The organism is Pseudovibrio sp. Ad26 (genome assembly GCF_001623285.1).
Lineage (GTDB): Bacteria > Pseudomonadota > Alphaproteobacteria > Rhizobiales > Stappiaceae > Pseudovibrio > Pseudovibrio ascidiaceicola.
In genome coordinates, this window is sequence record NZ_LMCE01000025.1 from 14,262 (window position 1) to 29,104 (window position 14,843).

At 49.1% G+C, this 14,843-nt stretch carries 16 protein-coding genes and 2 tRNA genes; 14 read left to right on the forward strand and 4 right to left on the reverse strand.

The genetic code is table 11. From position 1 onward, the window contains the following. Nucleotides 1–2: 2 nt before the first annotated feature. Nucleotides 3–79: transfer RNA gene (locus tag PsAD26_RS05210), tRNA-Arg, on the forward strand. 74 nt (nt 80–153) lie between these two features. After that, a tRNA-Arg gene (locus tag PsAD26_RS05215) sits at nt 154–230 on the forward strand. Nucleotides 231–300: 70 nt separating this feature from the next. On the opposite strand, the gene PsAD26_RS05220 is transcribed toward PsAD26_RS05215, so the two are convergent. After that, nucleotides 301–1,521, reverse strand: coding sequence for a dipeptidase (locus PsAD26_RS05220; RefSeq protein ID WP_063309560.1), 1,221 nt, complete (start codon nt 1,519–1,521; stop codon nt 301–303). A gap of 211 nt (nt 1,522–1,732) precedes the next feature. Here PsAD26_RS05220 and PsAD26_RS05225 point away from each other — a divergent pair, with 211 nt between their 5' ends. Further along, nucleotides 1,733–2,317, forward strand: coding sequence for a nitroreductase (locus tag PsAD26_RS05225; protein ID WP_063309561.1), 585 nt, complete (start codon nt 1,733–1,735; stop codon nt 2,315–2,317). 5 nt (nt 2,318–2,322) lie between these two features. Here the strand turns inward: PsAD26_RS05225 and mog are convergent, their stop codons facing one another. After that, nucleotides 2,323–2,847, reverse strand: a complete 525-nt coding sequence (gene mog, locus PsAD26_RS05230) for a molybdopterin adenylyltransferase (protein WP_063309562.1) — start codon at nt 2,845–2,847, stop codon at nt 2,323–2,325. Nucleotides 2,848–3,370: 523 nt separating this feature from the next. On the opposite strand from mog, the gene PsAD26_RS05235 reads away from it, so the two are divergent. From PsAD26_RS05235 to PsAD26_RS05255, 6 genes are all read left to right on the forward strand, one after another. Beyond that, nucleotides 3,371–4,987 carry a glutamate synthase-related protein gene (locus PsAD26_RS05235; RefSeq protein WP_063309563.1) on the forward strand — a complete coding sequence of 539 codons (1,617 nt, stop codon included), beginning with the start codon at nt 3,371–3,373 and terminating at the stop codon, nt 4,985–4,987. A 45-nt stretch (nt 4,988–5,032) separates the two neighbouring features. After that, complete coding sequence (locus PsAD26_RS05240) at nt 5,033–5,302, forward strand: hypothetical protein (protein ID WP_063309564.1); 270 nt, start codon at nt 5,033–5,035, stop codon at nt 5,300–5,302. Next, on the forward strand, nt 5,302–5,469 hold the full coding sequence (locus PsAD26_RS29620; protein ID WP_159096913.1) for a hypothetical protein: 168 nt from the start codon (nt 5,302–5,304) through the stop codon (nt 5,467–5,469). The genes PsAD26_RS05240 and PsAD26_RS29620 overlap by 1 nt, the downstream gene beginning before the upstream one ends. Continuing rightward, on the forward strand, nt 5,466–6,533 hold the full coding sequence (locus PsAD26_RS05245) for a Rieske 2Fe-2S domain-containing protein (protein ID WP_063309565.1): 1,068 nt from the start codon (nt 5,466–5,468) through the stop codon (nt 6,531–6,533). The genes PsAD26_RS29620 and PsAD26_RS05245 overlap by 4 nt, the downstream gene beginning before the upstream one ends. Next, entirely contained in the window at nt 6,533–7,303 is a 771-nt protein-coding gene (locus PsAD26_RS05250) for a hypothetical protein (protein WP_063309566.1), read from the forward strand. Before PsAD26_RS05245 ends, PsAD26_RS05250 begins: the two co-directional genes overlap by 1 nt. Nucleotides 7,304–7,524: 221 nt before the next feature. Beyond that, the gene (locus PsAD26_RS05255; protein WP_063309567.1) at nt 7,525–8,184 is read left to right on the forward strand and encodes a glutathione S-transferase N-terminal domain-containing protein; all 660 of its coding nucleotides are present in this window, start codon (nt 7,525–7,527) and stop codon (nt 8,182–8,184) included. A 72-nt stretch (nt 8,185–8,256) separates the two neighbouring features. Here PsAD26_RS05255 and PsAD26_RS05260 read toward each other — a convergent pair whose 3' ends face one another. After that, nucleotides 8,257–9,039 (reverse strand): transporter substrate-binding domain-containing protein, encoded by a 783-nt coding sequence (locus PsAD26_RS05260; protein ID WP_208860239.1) that lies wholly within the window; start codon nt 9,037–9,039, stop codon nt 8,257–8,259. A gap of 245 nt (nt 9,040–9,284) precedes the next feature. Here PsAD26_RS05260 and PsAD26_RS05265 point away from each other — a divergent pair, with 245 nt between their 5' ends. Next, entirely contained in the window at nt 9,285–10,040 is a 756-nt protein-coding gene (locus tag PsAD26_RS05265; protein WP_206599990.1) for an amino acid ABC transporter permease, read from the forward strand. A 15-nt stretch (nt 10,041–10,055) separates the two neighbouring features. Here PsAD26_RS05265 and PsAD26_RS05270 read toward each other — a convergent pair whose 3' ends face one another. Next, nucleotides 10,056–10,514: an NUDIX hydrolase gene (locus PsAD26_RS05270; RefSeq protein ID WP_063309569.1), complete on the reverse strand. Its 459-nt coding sequence runs from the start codon at nt 10,512–10,514 to the stop codon at nt 10,056–10,058. A gap of 378 nt (nt 10,515–10,892) precedes the next feature. Here PsAD26_RS05270 and kynU point away from each other — a divergent pair, with 378 nt between their 5' ends. The 4 genes from kynU (at nt 10,893) to PsAD26_RS05290 (ending at nt 14,832) form a co-directional block, all read left to right on the forward strand. Next, nucleotides 10,893–12,125, forward strand: coding sequence for a kynureninase (kynU, locus tag PsAD26_RS05275; RefSeq protein WP_063309570.1), 1,233 nt, complete (start codon nt 10,893–10,895; stop codon nt 12,123–12,125). A 2-nt stretch (nt 12,126–12,127) separates the two neighbouring features. Further along, nucleotides 12,128–12,970 (forward strand): tryptophan 2,3-dioxygenase, encoded by an 843-nt coding sequence (kynA, locus tag PsAD26_RS05280; protein ID WP_063309571.1) that lies wholly within the window; start codon nt 12,128–12,130, stop codon nt 12,968–12,970. A gap of 318 nt (nt 12,971–13,288) precedes the next feature. Then, entirely contained in the window at nt 13,289–14,062 is a 774-nt protein-coding gene (locus tag PsAD26_RS05285) for an ABC transporter ATP-binding protein (RefSeq protein ID WP_063309572.1), read from the forward strand. Next, complete coding sequence (locus PsAD26_RS05290; protein ID WP_244278159.1) at nt 14,062–14,832, forward strand: ABC transporter ATP-binding protein; 771 nt, start codon at nt 14,062–14,064, stop codon at nt 14,830–14,832. The genes PsAD26_RS05285 and PsAD26_RS05290 overlap by 1 nt, the downstream gene beginning before the upstream one ends. Nucleotides 14,833–14,843: the final 11 nt, after the last annotated feature.

Here is a 14,843-nt window from a genome sequence, read left to right on the forward strand (position 1 = left end):
CTGCACCGGTAGCTCAGCTGGATAGAGCACCAGACTACGAATCTGGGGGTCGGGGGTTCGAATCCTCCCCGGTGCGCCATTTACTCTCCTCTAAAGAGTAGATGGCTTAAATAGCACTAGGCCAACATATAATTCTTGTTCGCAAGAAACAGCGCACCGGTAGCTCAGCTGGATAGAGCACCAGACTACGAATCTGGGGGTCGGGGGTTCGAATCCTCCCCGGTGCGCCAATTTTCTTTCCCCTAAAATTTATCAGTTTCATCAGATAGATGAATTGCGCTTACTAAACTCTTCGAGCGCTTAATTGCTTGAGGCGAGAGTTTCTTCTTCGCTTTGCCCTTGTGGAAGGTTCTCGAGCAAAAACCTGATGATGTTTTCGCCCATCACTGCTGCGATCTGTTTTTCTGTGAAACCTCTTTTCAAAAGTTCCTGCGTCAAAACCGCATATTCGGATGTATCGAACGCAGTCGTAACAGAGCCATCGAAGTCCGATCCCAATGCCACATGGTCGATACCCGCAATTGAAACAGCATAGTCAATTGAAGCTGCAACGCCCTTTGGGCTAATGTCGCAAGCTGCAGCATCCCAAAAACCGATACCAATCAACCCACCTTTTGCTGAAATTGCTCTGACCTGGTCATCTGTGAGATTGCGAGGAGTGTCACAAATCCCCTTTACACCTGTATGAGAAACGACAATCGGTCGCGTAGCCATTGCCAACACATCTTCAACCACTGCTAGAGAGGAATGAGCAACATCGACAATCATCTCCTTCTTCTCCATAAGCCGAACCACATCCTTGCCAAAATCGGTGAGCCCTGCTTTGGATTGACCGTGGAGGGAGCCGCCCAATTTGTTGTCGAAGAAGTGTTGTAGGCCCATCAGCCGCAATCCGCCCTCGTAAAGCCGGTCCACGTTCTTGATATCACCATCCAGTGCATGCCCGCCTTCTGTGCCTAAGACGCCAGCAATCATTTTAGAGCCTTGAGCTCTGGCTGTCAGGACAGCTTCCAGTTCTTCTCTATCATGCACAACGGCAATCTCGTCTGGATGCTTCTTCTCCAGATCGTAAAGGCGCTGCGCTTGCAACAGCGCACGCTCAGAAAGCTTGTTTAATGCGTTAGACGGCCAGCTTTGCAGCCAACCCAGCAAGGTAATGTTGTCAAAGGCCTCAGCCGAGTTCTTCTTGTAGTTCTGGCCACGAGGTGACTTGGTAACGCTTGTGAAGATTTGCACTCCTACATTACCTTTTTTGAAGCGTGGCAGATCAGAGTGACCGATCTCTGACTCCTGAGATATGTTCCTGCCCCAAAGCAAAACATCATTATGCAGGTCTGCAATCCGCAGCTTGTCGTGCAAAGCCTGTGCGTCTGCGCTGATGGAATAGGGAGTGTGTTCGACAACCTGATTTTGGGACTGATCAACATATTGGGCAACATAGCCAGATCGAATGATGCCATATCCCGCTGCAGCTACGATCACGATTGCACCTAAACCAACCTTTAAATAAGAGAAACCCATAATAGACGCCCAATATGTTTGCAGTCACCGACCGGGAAATATCACTTTACCTTAGGGTAAATTCCATATTTGTCCAGTTGCCTCAACCATGGGCTGTCATCGCTCAAGGGAAGGTATAGCTTGTATCTCCTTGTCACTGAGAGGAGCTTCTGGGTAATATGAAAACGAATTTCTACGGTTCTATAAATAGTTAAAGGCGAGAGGCGTCATCATGAACGCTCAACAACTGGTCGAGATCATTCGTTCGCGCACATCAGCATCACTTAAGCTCATGAAAGCGCCTGGTCCGAATAGAGAAGAGATGAAGCTGATAATTGAGGTCGCTGCAGCTGCTCCTGATCACGGGCATCTACATCCATTCCGGATTTTGGAGATCCCTACAGACGCACGCAATGATCTGGGAGATCTTTTTGTAAAGGCCGTTGAAGAGGTTCAAGATGAACCAACCGAAGAAGCGCTCACTCGTGCACGGGAAAAAGCGCATAAAGGGCCTGTGCTTCTGGTTTTGATCGGATGTTTTCACGGTTCGGATGAGACCCGCATTCCCCAATATGAGCAAATGCTCTCAGCAGGAACAGCTTTGCAAAATATGGTGCTTGTAGCTCACGCAATGGGATATGCGTCCCGGATTACCAGCGGCAGCAGTGCTCGTTCATCTGCCTTCCATAAAGGGCTGGGTCTCTCAGACAATGAGGAGTTCCTGTGCTTTATCTCCATTGGCAAAGTTGATGAAACAAGACCCGCCAAGGGTAGACAAGAAGCCCAGGAAATCCATTCAACCTGGATGCCGGAGTAAAGTACTTACTTCGCCTTTGGACGAAACGCCACGATCACGTTTGGATCTGTTTCAATACGCCCTGCGCCGATCAGATCCAGGCAGTACGGCACCGCTTGGAACACTGCATCAAGGCAGGCTTTGATGCTGGCTGGTTTGCCCGGCAGGTTGATGATGAGGCTTTTGCCACGAATGCCAGCTGTTTGACGTGAAAGAATTGCAGTCGGCACTTCTTTCAGCGACAGTTGGCGCATCAGTTCTCCAAACCCACGAAGTTCCTTCTCCATCACCAATTCCATCGCTTCAGGCGTCAAGTCGCGAGGAGAAGGGCCTGTTCCACCTGTTGTGAGGATCAGGTCGATACCATCTTCATCGGCCAATTGCTTCAAAGTAGTGCTGACGCTTTCGATTCCATCCGGAATGATCTTATGGACGGGCTCCCATGGGCTAGTCACAGCTTCTTCTAGATATGCGAGAATAGCTGGGCCACTTTTGTCTTCGTAAGTTCCATCACTGGCGCGGTCGGAGATGGTAACAGCTGCAATTTTCATGGATATCTCTCATAAATACGGATGATTTACAGCAAGAGTAAGCATGGAACTGCTTGGGTTCAAACATTAATTGGCTACTGCTTTCCTTGTCCTCTTATTCTTTAAGACCTCCAGAGAGTCAGCTACTTTCCAAGGTTTGCCCTCAACTCCCCATGTGTTTCTCACTGTGTATTTTGATAGACTGACGCTTCTTTGTTTAAACGTTACTATCCCGTCATTACTGAAGTTTTTAGGGTGTTATCTACGTAATCCGGGGGGAGAAGCTGCAACAGATTGAAATGTATTTTACTCGTAAGAGTAATGCTCTCTTGCAAGTCAGATACTAACTTTGGGTAAGGTCATGTGCAGTTATTCTAAGACACTCTCAGCTTACAACTTTGATGCGCCGGGATGTTTCGGACATGTACTCTGCAGCTGTGCTAAATAGAACAGATATGGATAAGTACGTAGAATAACTTGGCGATCTGAATTTTGAAATGCACTCAAACAGCTGTTGGGCTGCAAAGCGTAAGGAATCCGCTTAATGCGTAAAGTGCAAGTTGCTGCATTAGATGAACTTGAAGATCGTAAGCCTGCTCATGCACTTGTTAGCGAGGTGGATCTCGTTGTCGTAAAGTTTGATGAGGACATCTCCGTCCTCTACGGCCGTTGCCTCCATCGCGGTGCATTGCTTTCTGATGGATATGTCAGAGGTCGCAATCTGATTTGTGGACTGCACCAATGGGATTATCGCCTGAATTCTGGCGTCAGCGCCTATGACAATAAAGAGTGCCTGCGAAAGTTCACGCATTTCGTTGAAGACGGCAACATCTATGTTGATGAAGATGAAGTGAAGGCATGGGCAAAGGACAATCCGCAACCCTATTTCCGCAAAGCCTATCTGGGTGAGTATGCGGACTTTCATGGCACGGAAGAAGAACCCCATAACAAACTGATTCAAACATACGCACGTGCAGGCCTGAAGCAGACGGGCCATCACGGCACAATTGAAGCTATGGGGGTGCCAACGACAGAACTGCCTCAATGGGAGGACATCCAGATACTGACAGCGCAGCTGCAGAAGCCGCCGCGTTTGGATGAAGAGCCCGTTGGAACAGATATCGTTATTGGTCCCAAAGCTCAAAAACCTTTACACCTGCAAATCCCGCTCTTCGTCTCAGATATGAGCTTCGGTGCATTGTCTGAACCAGCAAAAATAGCACTTGCTCGCGGAGCGGAGAGCGTTGGCACAGGTATTTGCTCCGGTGAAGGTGGGATGTTGCCAGAAGAGCAAGCAGAAAATACGCGTTACTTTTATGAGTTAGCTTCTGCGCGCTTCGGCTTTTCATGGGACCAGCTGGAGAAAGTTCAGGCCTTCCATTTCAAAGGCGGACAGGCGGCAAAAACCGGAACTGGTGGTCACCTTCCAGCTGCGAAAGTGACTGAGAAAATCGCAGCGGTGAGAGGGTTGCCGCCAGGAGAGGGCGCCATCTCGCCTGCAAGATTTCCAGAGTGGATGAAGCCTGCAGATTTCCGCAAGTTTGCAGATGAAGTGCGCGATAAAACTGGCGGGATCCCAATTGGCTTCAAGCTGTCCGCACAGCACATCGAGAAAGACATCGATGCGGCTCTGGAAGTTGGCGTTGATTACATCATCCTCGATGGGCGTGGCGGCGGCACGGGTGCTTCTCCGCTCGTGTTCCGAGATAATATCTCTGTTCCAACCATTCCGGCATTGGCGCGAGCGCGTCGTCATCTGGATCGCAGCGGTCAACGGGATGTAACGCTTGTCATTACCGGTGGACTTCGTAAACCGGAAGATTTCGTGAAAGCAATGGCCTTGGGTGCTGATGCAATAGCCTTGGCGAATGCGCCAATGCAGGCCATTGGCTGTATTGCCATGAGAGCGTGCCATACCAACAACTGCCCGGTCGGTATCGCTACTCAGAAAGACCATCTGGTCGCGCGTTTGGAAGTTGAAAAGTCCGCAAAGCGTTTAGAGAAGTTTTTCACGGCCTCAGTTGAACTGATGAAAGTGATGGCCCGGGCTTGCGGGCATGCGCATATCTCCGATTTCTCTATCGATGATATCACGAGTTGGAAGAAGGAAATGTCGGAGCTTGCTGGCATCAACTGGGCAGGGCACGGCCCCAATGACTAATTCTCCCTGCCAACAACGGCAGCACAAAATCAGTAGGGTGCAGAAATGATCGTTGCTGAAGGTATTATTCTGATTGCACAAATTTACTGCGTGATTGGTCTTGTCGTCGCTCTGGCTTTTATCAGTTTTGGCCTGGGGCGTGTGGAACTTGCTGCGCGTGGAGCTTTTCTCTTCCGCCTGCAGATTATCCCGGGGCTGATCCTTCTTTGGCCAGTTGTCATTGTGCGTTGGATTGCACTGGAACGCTCCGGTGAAAAAATCTTGCTCGATAAAGAAGAAAAAGAACTCCACGAAGAGCAGGAGGCCAAGAAGTAATGCAGCGTGCCTATCGAAAAGCCCACCGCACCATTTGGCTCATCCTGGCCATTCTTATTCCCCTCGTTTTGGGACTAGCGCTTTTGATGCGTCCGACAGGAACGCACGAACAGCCGCCTGTTCCCCTTGACGACACAGCAAAGTCGGCTCTGGAGGCAAACCAGTGAGTGTTAAATATGTACCGGTAATCTGGAACCGTACAAAATTTGTCTATGATGCCGTCGTCTTGGCAACTGTTGGCGCATATCTGGGAATCTACATCTACGTTGCGCCGATGTTCCAGACAGTCACAAGACCGATTGATTGGGACATCTACAAAGCTCAGGCATTTGGAACCTGTGTCTTCTTCCTGCTCACGTTCATTCTATGTATCGGACCCCTAGCACGGTTGGATAAGCGCTTCCTGCCGCTTCTGTATAACCGCCGTCACCTAGGCGTGATCACTTGCGTTCTCGCGTACTTCCATGTCGACAATATCCTCGGCTGGTACAATGCATTCTCGCCGATTAATCGTTACGTCTCGGTCTTCATTGTAAATACCAGCTTTGATCGTTTCCTGGGTTTCCCTTTCGAAATCCTAGGAGTCTTTGCCCTTCTGATCCTGACCATTCTCGCAGTTACAAGTCATGATTTCTGGCTTCATTTCCTAAAGCCTACGCTTTGGAAGACACTCCATATGGGGATCTATCTGGCGTATGCGCTGGTTGTTGCCCACGTTGCACTAGGTGCTTTGCAAAGCGCTGCTAGTCCTTTCATGACCACTGCAGTCGGGGCGTCCGTCGCGCTTGTCGCTACCTTGCATCTGCTTGCTGCAAGAAAAGAGCATCTCTTTGATACGCAGCAGAATACGATGGATGACAGCGGCACCTGGATGGATGCAGGTGATCCAAAAGATGTTCCTGATAAGCGGGCGAGAATTATCTCCATTACTGATGACGAGCGTGTCGCGATCTTCAGAAATGGCAAGAAGCTCTCTGCGATCTCTAATGTTTGCGCCCACCAGAACGGACCTTTGGGAGAAGGCAAGATTGTTTATGGCTGTGTGACTTGCCCTTGGCATGGCTATCAGTACCGCCTGGAAGATGGAAAATCTCCACCACCATTTACAGAGAAAATTTCCACATATCGCCTTAAACTGGAAAACGGTCGTTTGTGGCTGAACGTAAAAGCTCTGCCACCGGGAACGTATGTTGAACCTACTGTTTCTCCGATAATGGTGGAGGGAAGCTAATGGCCAAAAAGAAACCTGACCCCTTCTTTATCGGTTGGGCGAAGAAGCCACCAAAGAGCCTGCAAGGCTTCTTGTTCCTGATCTCTGCAATCCTCGTTGGCGCAGCAGCTGGTGTGGCATTTGGTATTGGCTCATCTGTCCCGGACCCAGGTGATGCTCGTTTTGCATGGGGTGCTGGATACCAAACGTTTACGGGCTATGTAGATGCAAAACCTTACCCACTTCTCCGGCTTCCCGCCGGAGAAAATAGGCGTGACAAGCCGCATGCCATGCTGATTTCTGGTATTGGCAAACGGGGTATGCAGCAACTTGCCGGGCCTTTGGTTGGGCAACCTGTTGACGCGGGCGGTATTTTGCTGAAGCGTGGTGATTTGGATATGCTGCAGGTCGGAGGAAAGGTCTCTCTTCGCGCTGCGGAAAACCCAGTTCAGAACTTTACACCAGCACCAGCAGAGCATTTAGGCAAATGGCGGTTAACTGGCGAGATCTGTGACGGCAAATGCTACAACGGCGCAATGCGTCCAGGTGTTGGCTTAGCCCACAAGGCCTGCGCAAATCTCTGCATCATTGGTGGTATTCCTCCCGTTTTCGTAACCTCTACGCCCCTTATGGGAAGTGAGTTTTTCGTGTTGGCTGACGAGAATGGTGAGCCTTTGACCTCTGAGGTTGAAGATTGGGTCGCTCTTTTGATTTCGCTGGAAGGTGAAGTCGAGCGTCGGGATGATCTGATGATCTTCAAGGTGAACTTGGACAGCGCCAAGCAGCTCTAGCTTATCAAAGATGACACTTGCGGCGGCGAAGCAATTTGCCGTCCAAAAACAGCGTACCCAAAGGTTGAAGTGGCGAAACAATTCATAGACTGCTAAAAACACCACGTTTGCAGTGCAACACAAATTGTATTGCGTCCTCCTTCCTAGGCGCTCTTGTTTGCCGCATGTTCCCAAGCGTGCGCATAAATCAGCGCCGTTGCTAAGCACAATCTGGTGATCCAATGATACAATTTTTTGCCTACCCAGAATCCGTATTCTGCGCGAAAGTTCGAATTGCTTTGGACATGAAAGATCTGGATTACGCCGAACTACCGCCTCCAGATGGGTATGGATCAGCAGCCTACAAGAAGATTGTTCCAGCCGGTTCTATCCCCGGCCTGAAGGATGGTGAAGCCGCTCTGTCGGATTCAAACGCGATCCTTGAGTATCTTGAGGAAACCGCACCGTCTCCGGCTCTGCTGCCAGAACATCCTATCGAGCGAGCTAAAGTCAGAGCTCTGATAGGCCTGCACGATACGCGCATTGAGCCATCTGTTCGTGCATTTTATGCTCCGATTAAAGCAGGCAAGCCTCCAAGGGACGAAGTCTACAAGCAGTTGATCAATGATATGAGTGTTGCGTTTGAGCGCTTGGAAGACATGATTGACGCTGAGCCTTATGCCGTAGGTCATCACGTAACACTCGTTGATGTTGCCTATGCCACTACGTTTTCTCAGGCTCAGCAGCTTGCAGGCATGTTTGGCGGAGAACTAATGCTGAAGCCCAAATGCCAACACTGGTGGCAGGCCATGCAGTCTCTTTCTCATGCGGCAACATCGATCGATATAAACCGCAAAGCGATGCAGGATTGGGTCGCTAAGTTTATTCAGGTAGACGCATAAGCGCACAATGAACCCAAGATAAGAAAGGCGCCTCAAATCGAGGCGCCTTTCTTATCTTTTATGAGCAGTTTGTTACTGCGCCAGACCCCATTTCTGAGCTGTCGCATCAAGGAAACCATTCATTTTTTTAATCTTGATCCAGTTGTTGATGTAATTGATCCAAACCTGATCAGTCTGTGGCATCAGCATTGCGATTGGGGTTGGATTTCTGCTTTCAGCAACCGGCACGTTGGTGATCTGCTTGAACTTCGCTTTCAGCGTCGCACCTTCGATATTGGAGGTGATGAAAACATCAGCGCGACCTGAGAGGACTTCCTGATAACCGCGAGCAGGAGCCTCAACAACCTTGATAGTTGCATTCGGGAACCATTCCTTGCTCAGCTTCTCAAACGTAGTGCCAAGTGTGGTTGCGACCGTAACGTCTTTTTGGTTAATGCTGTCCCAGCTGTTGAACTCACCAAGTTTACTGCTGGTCGTATATGGCAGGATCTCAACGGAAATGTAGCTCTCAGAATAACCGGCCACTTTCATGCGGCTTGGAGAGATTGAGGCAGACCCAGTCAGGTTGTACTTGCCTGCAACGATACCGTTCACCAAGGTTTTCCAATCGGTTGGAATAAAGGTAAGCTTCACGCCAAGATCGCTTGCAAGTTCGTTCATGATGTCGATGTCGTACCCCTTATACCCATTGCTGGCAGGATCACGAACAGACATTGGGTTCCAGTCTCCGGTTGTACCAACCTTCAGTTCTCCGGAATCCAGAATTTTGTTAAGCGCGGATTGCGCGAATGCAGAGCCGGAGAACAATGTGCCCACGGCGAAAATTACAGTAAGAAATGAACGTAGCATCTTCATGAAAGTTCCTTGAAACGCAGTTGGAATCTGGCCCAGTCCAAACCTAGTCATTTTAGCGATAACTACAACGCTGTTTTTTGAGAGAAAACCAACTTCAACTTATTGTGTGCGGTAAGTCCCTATAAGATTTGTATAAGAGCGCACGACACTCTAGGTTTTGTGTCCGGCAATCTATCTGTGTTGAGGCAGATACATGAGCTGCTTACGTGTTTTGCTTCCGTTGGCAGCCTTCTTAAATTTGGAAGGTGGATACCTTGAATTTCCGAAATGCAGCAGTGCTCGTCGCATTGGCATTCGTTTTGGCGGGCTGCACTGGAGATCAGTGGGGCTGGTATGTAGTCTCACCAAATACTGAGACAGGAAGAGTCAATCTCGGTTTCATGATCGCCGGGCTGCAAGAAACTGTCAGCGTCTCGCTCACTGCAATCGCGATCTCTATGTTTGTTGGCCTTATTGTTGCTCTGCCGGGGCTCTCAGACAATAAGTACGGAGTTGCCTTTAACCGAACTTACGTTGAAGTGGTGCGCTCAGTGCCAAGTCTGGTGCTAATCTTTTGGGTCTATTACGGCTTGCCTGTTGTTGCAAACATCTCGATCAACGTATTTTGGGCGGGTGTACTGGCTCTTGCCTTGTCAGACAGCGCATTTCAGGCCGAAATTTTCAGAGCAGGCATACAGTCAGTCGATAAGGGACAGATCGAAGCGGGCCGCTCGCTCGGATTGAGCTATTTTCAGCGTTTACGTTTTATCATTCTCCCACTCGCGATCCGCCGTATGCTGCCACCCCTTGGGAACCAACTTGTCTACATGCTGAAAATGTCGAGTTTGGTATCTGTGATTGGCCTGCAAGACCTTACAAGGCGTGCAAATGAGCTAGTCGTCACAGAATACCGACCACTCGAAATCTACAGCGTCCTTGTGTTGGAGTATCTGGTGTTGATCCTGATTGTCTCACAAGGGGTTCGCTGGCTGGAACGTCGCTTTAAGGCTGAGCATGCCTAGCAAACAGGCTGTTACCTAGTTTTTCTCAGGTGACCAGTTTGCCAGTAAAGCCTTCAGTTCCGGCTCATCAACGGCATGAACAGCATCGCTCACGGAGAACCATTTCCGTGTGCGTTCGTCCTTCTCTGGCCAGTCCTCGAGCATTTCAGTCACTTCCAACGGAAAAACCTTCACGCGGCAAGGGATTGGCTCTTTGGTGACCCGAAGTTTAGGGTAATGATAGATTCCAGCAGCTTGATCTGTCAGCTCACCTTTAATGCCAGCTTCTTCGAAGGCTTCTTGCTCTGCGGCTTCTCCACCACTGAGATCCTTCATTGGCCAGCCTTTAGGGAGAACCCAACGCTTGGTTTCGCGGGACGTAATCAGAAGAATCTGTAGCTTACCTTTTTTATTCTTCTTGAAAGGCAGTGCAGCAAACTGGCGTTTTGGTTCTGGCCAGACTTGTGCCTCTGTCTTTCTAAGGGCACTCTTCATGGGTTTCTTCCTTAACAGTGATCCGGCCTAGTTTCATTTTTGTTTGATCCAGATCTTCAGCCGTGAGCAGAGCTTTCCTTTGTTTGTGGTAGGAAGTTAGATCTGCCCCTGACTATCTAGAGTACTGCTTATATTTTTTCAGCGCTATTGCAAGATATCGCTGTGATTGCGGCCCATTTGGGCGAGTTTGATTTCCTATTCTACATATTTAGAATATTTGTTCTGAAAATTCCAGATAATACTTTTTACCTAGACTTCATGGCGAGACTGTTGCTAAAAATACTTTAAACTTGAAATATTAAAAAATGGAATCGCAGCTCGGTATTGCTTTAATGCCAAAAAGAGTGTGATCATGAAAATGATAATAGGGGGCTGATAGTGGAACTGGATGCAGTAAGCATTGAGCAAAGAGATGGAGCTGACCCGCTCGCTCGATTGCGCCAGCTTTTCTCAATTCCTGATGGGATTATCTATCTGGACGGAAATTCACTGGGGGCTCTACCTAAGAATGTGTCTGCGGTTTTAGCCAGTGCAGTTGAAGAGCAATGGGGTAAAAGTCTCATCAAAGGCTGGAATTGCCACGGCTGGATTGACCTGCCAAGCAAAGTTGGAAACAGGATTGCCAAGCTCGTTGGAGCTGATGACGGAACTTTGATCTGCGCTGACAGCACCTCTCTGAATGTCTTTAAAGTTCTGGCGACTGCCATCAAGATGCGCCCGGAGCGTAAAGTTATCCTTTCCGATACCGGAAATTTTCCGACTGACCTTTATATGGCGCAAGGCCTGAAAGAACTGACCGGCGGCGACATAGAGCTGCGTCTGGTCGCTCCGGAAGAGGTTGAAGCTGCTCTTGATGAAACTATCGCAGTCATGATGCTCACTGAGGTGGATTACCGCACGGGCCGCAAACACGACATGAAAGCGTTAACTGAAAAAGCGCATTCCGTTGGTGCATTAGCAATGTGGGATCTTTGCCACTCTGCTGGTGCTTTCCCGGTCCACCTGAAGGAAGCGAAAGCGGACTTTGCTGTTGGTTGCTCCTACAAATATCTGAATGGTGGTCCCGGCGCTCCGGCATTTGTTTATGTAGCACCCGAACATCAAAGCCATTCAGGCAATCCGCTAACGGGTTGGATGGGGCACGATGCGCCGTTTGCCTTTGATCTGGGATACACCCCATCTGCGAAAACAGACCAGATGCGAGTTGGCACGCCTCAGGTTCTTGCCATGACCGCTCTGGATGCATCTTTGGATGTCTTCGATGAAACCTCTTTGGAGGCATTGCAGGGCAAATCCATCGAATTGAGTGAGTTGTTCATTTCCGAGGTCAAGCGCCGCTGTCCTAATTTGGAACTTGCGTCACCAATTAATCCGCTTAAGCGCGGTTCACAAGTTTCATTCCGCCATGAGCAGGGCTATGCGGTCATGCAAGCGCTCATTGATCGTGGAGTGATTGGAGACTTCCGAGCACCAAACATCATCCGTTTCGGGTTTGCTCCTTTGTACCTCTCCTTTGCAGAAGTTTATAAAGCTGCTGAAATTCTTGAAGAAATTATTGCAGGTGATCTCTGGGATAAGCCGGAATACCACCAAAAAAGCAAGGTTACATAAGCATGGTTGAGAGTATTGATCGCAAATTAGAGCATCATGGGGCTGAGCTCTCTTTCAAAGAAAACATGTCTTATGGCGATTACCTTCGTCTTCCCGACGTGTTGGGTGCGCAAGCTCCGTTGACCGAAGCTCATGATGAACTGCTGTTTATCATTCAGCATCAAACGGCAGAACTTTGGATGAAGTTGGCGATCCGCGAAATGTCGGAGGCTTGCTCAGCTTTGGCAGCGGATGAGTTTGCTGAGGTTTCAAAGCTAATGGCTCGCGTCAACAAGATCTTCGCGCAGCTCAACAGTGCATGGGACATTCTGCGTACCATGACACCAAGCGATTACACCACGTTTCGTGATAGCCTTGGCAAGTCATCTGGATTTCAGAGCTACCAGTACCGTGCCATCGAATTTGTGGTTGGCAACAAAAATCCAGCTTTGATGAAACCACATGAGCATATGCCGGAGGTCTCAGCATGGCTTCATCAGATCTACGAGGCTCCAGGTATCTATGATCAGATGGTGCGTGCTCTTGCACGTGCTGGCTTCGAAATATCCGATGAAGTACTCAACCGAGACGTCACAAAGCCATACACAACTGATGCGTCAGTTCAGAAGGCTTGGGAAATAATATATCGCAATCCACGTGATAATTGGCATTTCTACGATCTCGCGGAGAAGCTAATCGACTTTGAAGACTTTTTTCGGCGGTGGCGATTCAATCACCTCACAACCGTAGAGCGTATTATTGGAAGCAAAATGGGTACCGGGGGCACCTCTGGTGCACCATACCTGAAAAAAATGTTGGATACTGTGCTGTTTCCAGAACTTTGGCAGGTGCGCAGCGATCTGTAAGATTGCTGCGAAAATTACCTAATTTGTGAAATTATTTTGTTCTAAAAACACTTCAAACTGCGCATATAAGTGGAATTATCTATATGCTTCAGGCAATATATGCGCAGTCGAAGCTATTTCCTCGCAACTTATGGGAAGGTTGTTAGGAGGTGGAATCTGGAAAGTTTCACTCAACTTGTCCAGATAGAACCACAATAATCGAGTGATTAGGCTGCAAATGGCGCGGAATCCTGCCTTGAAATAATATGCTACTAAGGGCATTAGGTAGGTGCTTGACAACAATAAAACGCCAGTCCTTTGCAGTCTGGGGGGATAATAATGCTGGAAATCGAACAGCTGTCGAAGCAATTCGGCGGGTTTAGAGCCGTCAATAATTGCTCATTTTCGGTTCAAAAGGGCACAATCACAGGTTTAGTCGGTCCAAATGGGGCGGGTAAAACCACAACGTTCAATTTGATTGCCGGTGCTCTACAGCCTACTGCTGGAAAAATTAAATTTTTGGGAGAAGATGTAACGCGCCTCAGCTCTGATCAGCTGTTTCATAAGGGCTTGGTACGTACATTTCAGATCCCGCATGAGTTTCATCGTCTGTCAGCTCTCGAAAACCTCATGTTGGTTCCGCCCTCTCAAAAAGGTGAGAACTTATTCCAGAACTGGCTCAGCTTTGGCAGCGTGAAGAAGCAAGAAGAAGAAGTACGCCAGAAAGCTTTGGAGACACTGGATTTTCTGGAGCTGTCTCATGTTGTAAATGAGCGTGCAGGTAATCTGTCTGGCGGGCAGAAGAAGCTTCTTGAGCTTGGCCGTACAATGATGACTGATGCAAAGCTGGTGCTGTTGGATGAGCCAGCCGCTGGTGTTAACAGAACATTGCTACGCCGCCTTGAAGATAAAATCCAAATCCTGAACCAGGAACGCGGCTACACATTCGTCCTGATTGAGCACGATATGGAGATGATTGAGAAGCTCTGCGATCCTGTCATCTGTATGGCGGAAGGCTCTGTCTTGATTGAAGGCGATTTCCAGACCGTTCGTTCTGATGCGCGGGTGCTTGAAGCTTACCTCGGTGAAACGGTTGGGGAGGCTGCACTCTAATGACGTCTCAAGCAATTGCAGAGCAACCAATGTCAAAGAACTCCGCGCAACAAAAGTACTCCGGCAAACCAATCCTCACCATGACTGGTGTTCGTGGCGGATATGGCGATGCGGACATCCTACAGGGTGTCGACATGCAAGTAACCGAGCAGGAAATTGTTGTAATCGTCGGCCCGAATGGAGCTGGCAAGTCGACAGCGATGAAGGCGATCTTTGGTCTTCTGAAGGTCCGTGGCGGTTCTATTGTCGTCAACGGAACAGACATCGCAGGCTGGAAGCCAAACCGTATTGTACAACACGGTGTTTGTTACGTTCCTCAGGTCAACAACATCTTCCGTGAGATGACCATTCACGAGAACCTCGAAATGGGAGCCTTCCTTCGGAAAGGTGACATTTCTGAAAGCTTGGAAAGGGTCTACACCCTGTTCCCTGATCTCAAAGAGCGCCGCAGTGCGTTGGCTGGAAACCTGTCTGGCGGTCAACGGCAGATGGTGGCAATGGGCCGTGCATTGATGCTCAACCCGTCTTTGCTCTTACTGGATGAGCCGACCGCCGGTCTCTCTCCAAAATACATGGAGCAAATTTTTGAGATCACCCGCAACCTGCGTGATGCAGGTCTTTCGATCTTGCTCGTAGAGCAGCACGCCAAGCAAGCGCTGGCATTTGCTGACAAAGGCTACGTTCTTGCAGCTGGAAGCAACCGGCATGAAGGAACGGGGCAAGAGCTGCTCGCAGATCGTGAAGTCGCTGAAATGTTCCTCGGCGGGTAGTAAGGGAAAAT

Coding starts and splice junctions, on each gene's coding strand:
- PsAD26_RS05220 (WP_063309560.1), bottom strand. CDS start 1,521: ATGGGTTTCTCTTATTTAAAGGTTGGTTTAGGTGCAATCGTGATCGTA.
- PsAD26_RS05225 (WP_063309561.1), top strand. CDS start 1,733: ATGAACGCTCAACAACTGGTCGAGATCATTCGTTCGCGCACATCAGCA.
- mog (WP_063309562.1), bottom strand. CDS start 2,847: ATGAAAATTGCAGCTGTTACCATCTCCGACCGCGCCAGTGATGGAACT.
- PsAD26_RS05235 (WP_063309563.1), top strand. CDS start 3,371: ATGCGTAAAGTGCAAGTTGCTGCATTAGATGAACTTGAAGATCGTAAG.
- PsAD26_RS05240 (WP_063309564.1), top strand. CDS start 5,033: ATGATCGTTGCTGAAGGTATTATTCTGATTGCACAAATTTACTGCGTG.
- PsAD26_RS29620 (WP_159096913.1), top strand. CDS start 5,302: ATGCAGCGTGCCTATCGAAAAGCCCACCGCACCATTTGGCTCATCCTG.
- PsAD26_RS05250 (WP_063309566.1), top strand. CDS start 6,533: ATGGCCAAAAAGAAACCTGACCCCTTCTTTATCGGTTGGGCGAAGAAG.
- PsAD26_RS05255 (WP_063309567.1), top strand. CDS start 7,525: ATGATACAATTTTTTGCCTACCCAGAATCCGTATTCTGCGCGAAAGTT.
- PsAD26_RS05260 (WP_208860239.1), bottom strand. CDS start 9,039: ATGAAGATGCTACGTTCATTTCTTACTGTAATTTTCGCCGTGGGCACA.
- PsAD26_RS05270 (WP_063309569.1), bottom strand. CDS start 10,514: ATGAAGAGTGCCCTTAGAAAGACAGAGGCACAAGTCTGGCCAGAACCA.
- kynA (WP_063309571.1), top strand. CDS start 12,128: ATGGTTGAGAGTATTGATCGCAAATTAGAGCATCATGGGGCTGAGCTC.
- PsAD26_RS05285 (WP_063309572.1), top strand. CDS start 13,289: ATGCTGGAAATCGAACAGCTGTCGAAGCAATTCGGCGGGTTTAGAGCC.
- PsAD26_RS05290 (WP_244278159.1), top strand. CDS start 14,062: ATGACGTCTCAAGCAATTGCAGAGCAACCAATGTCAAAGAACTCCGCG.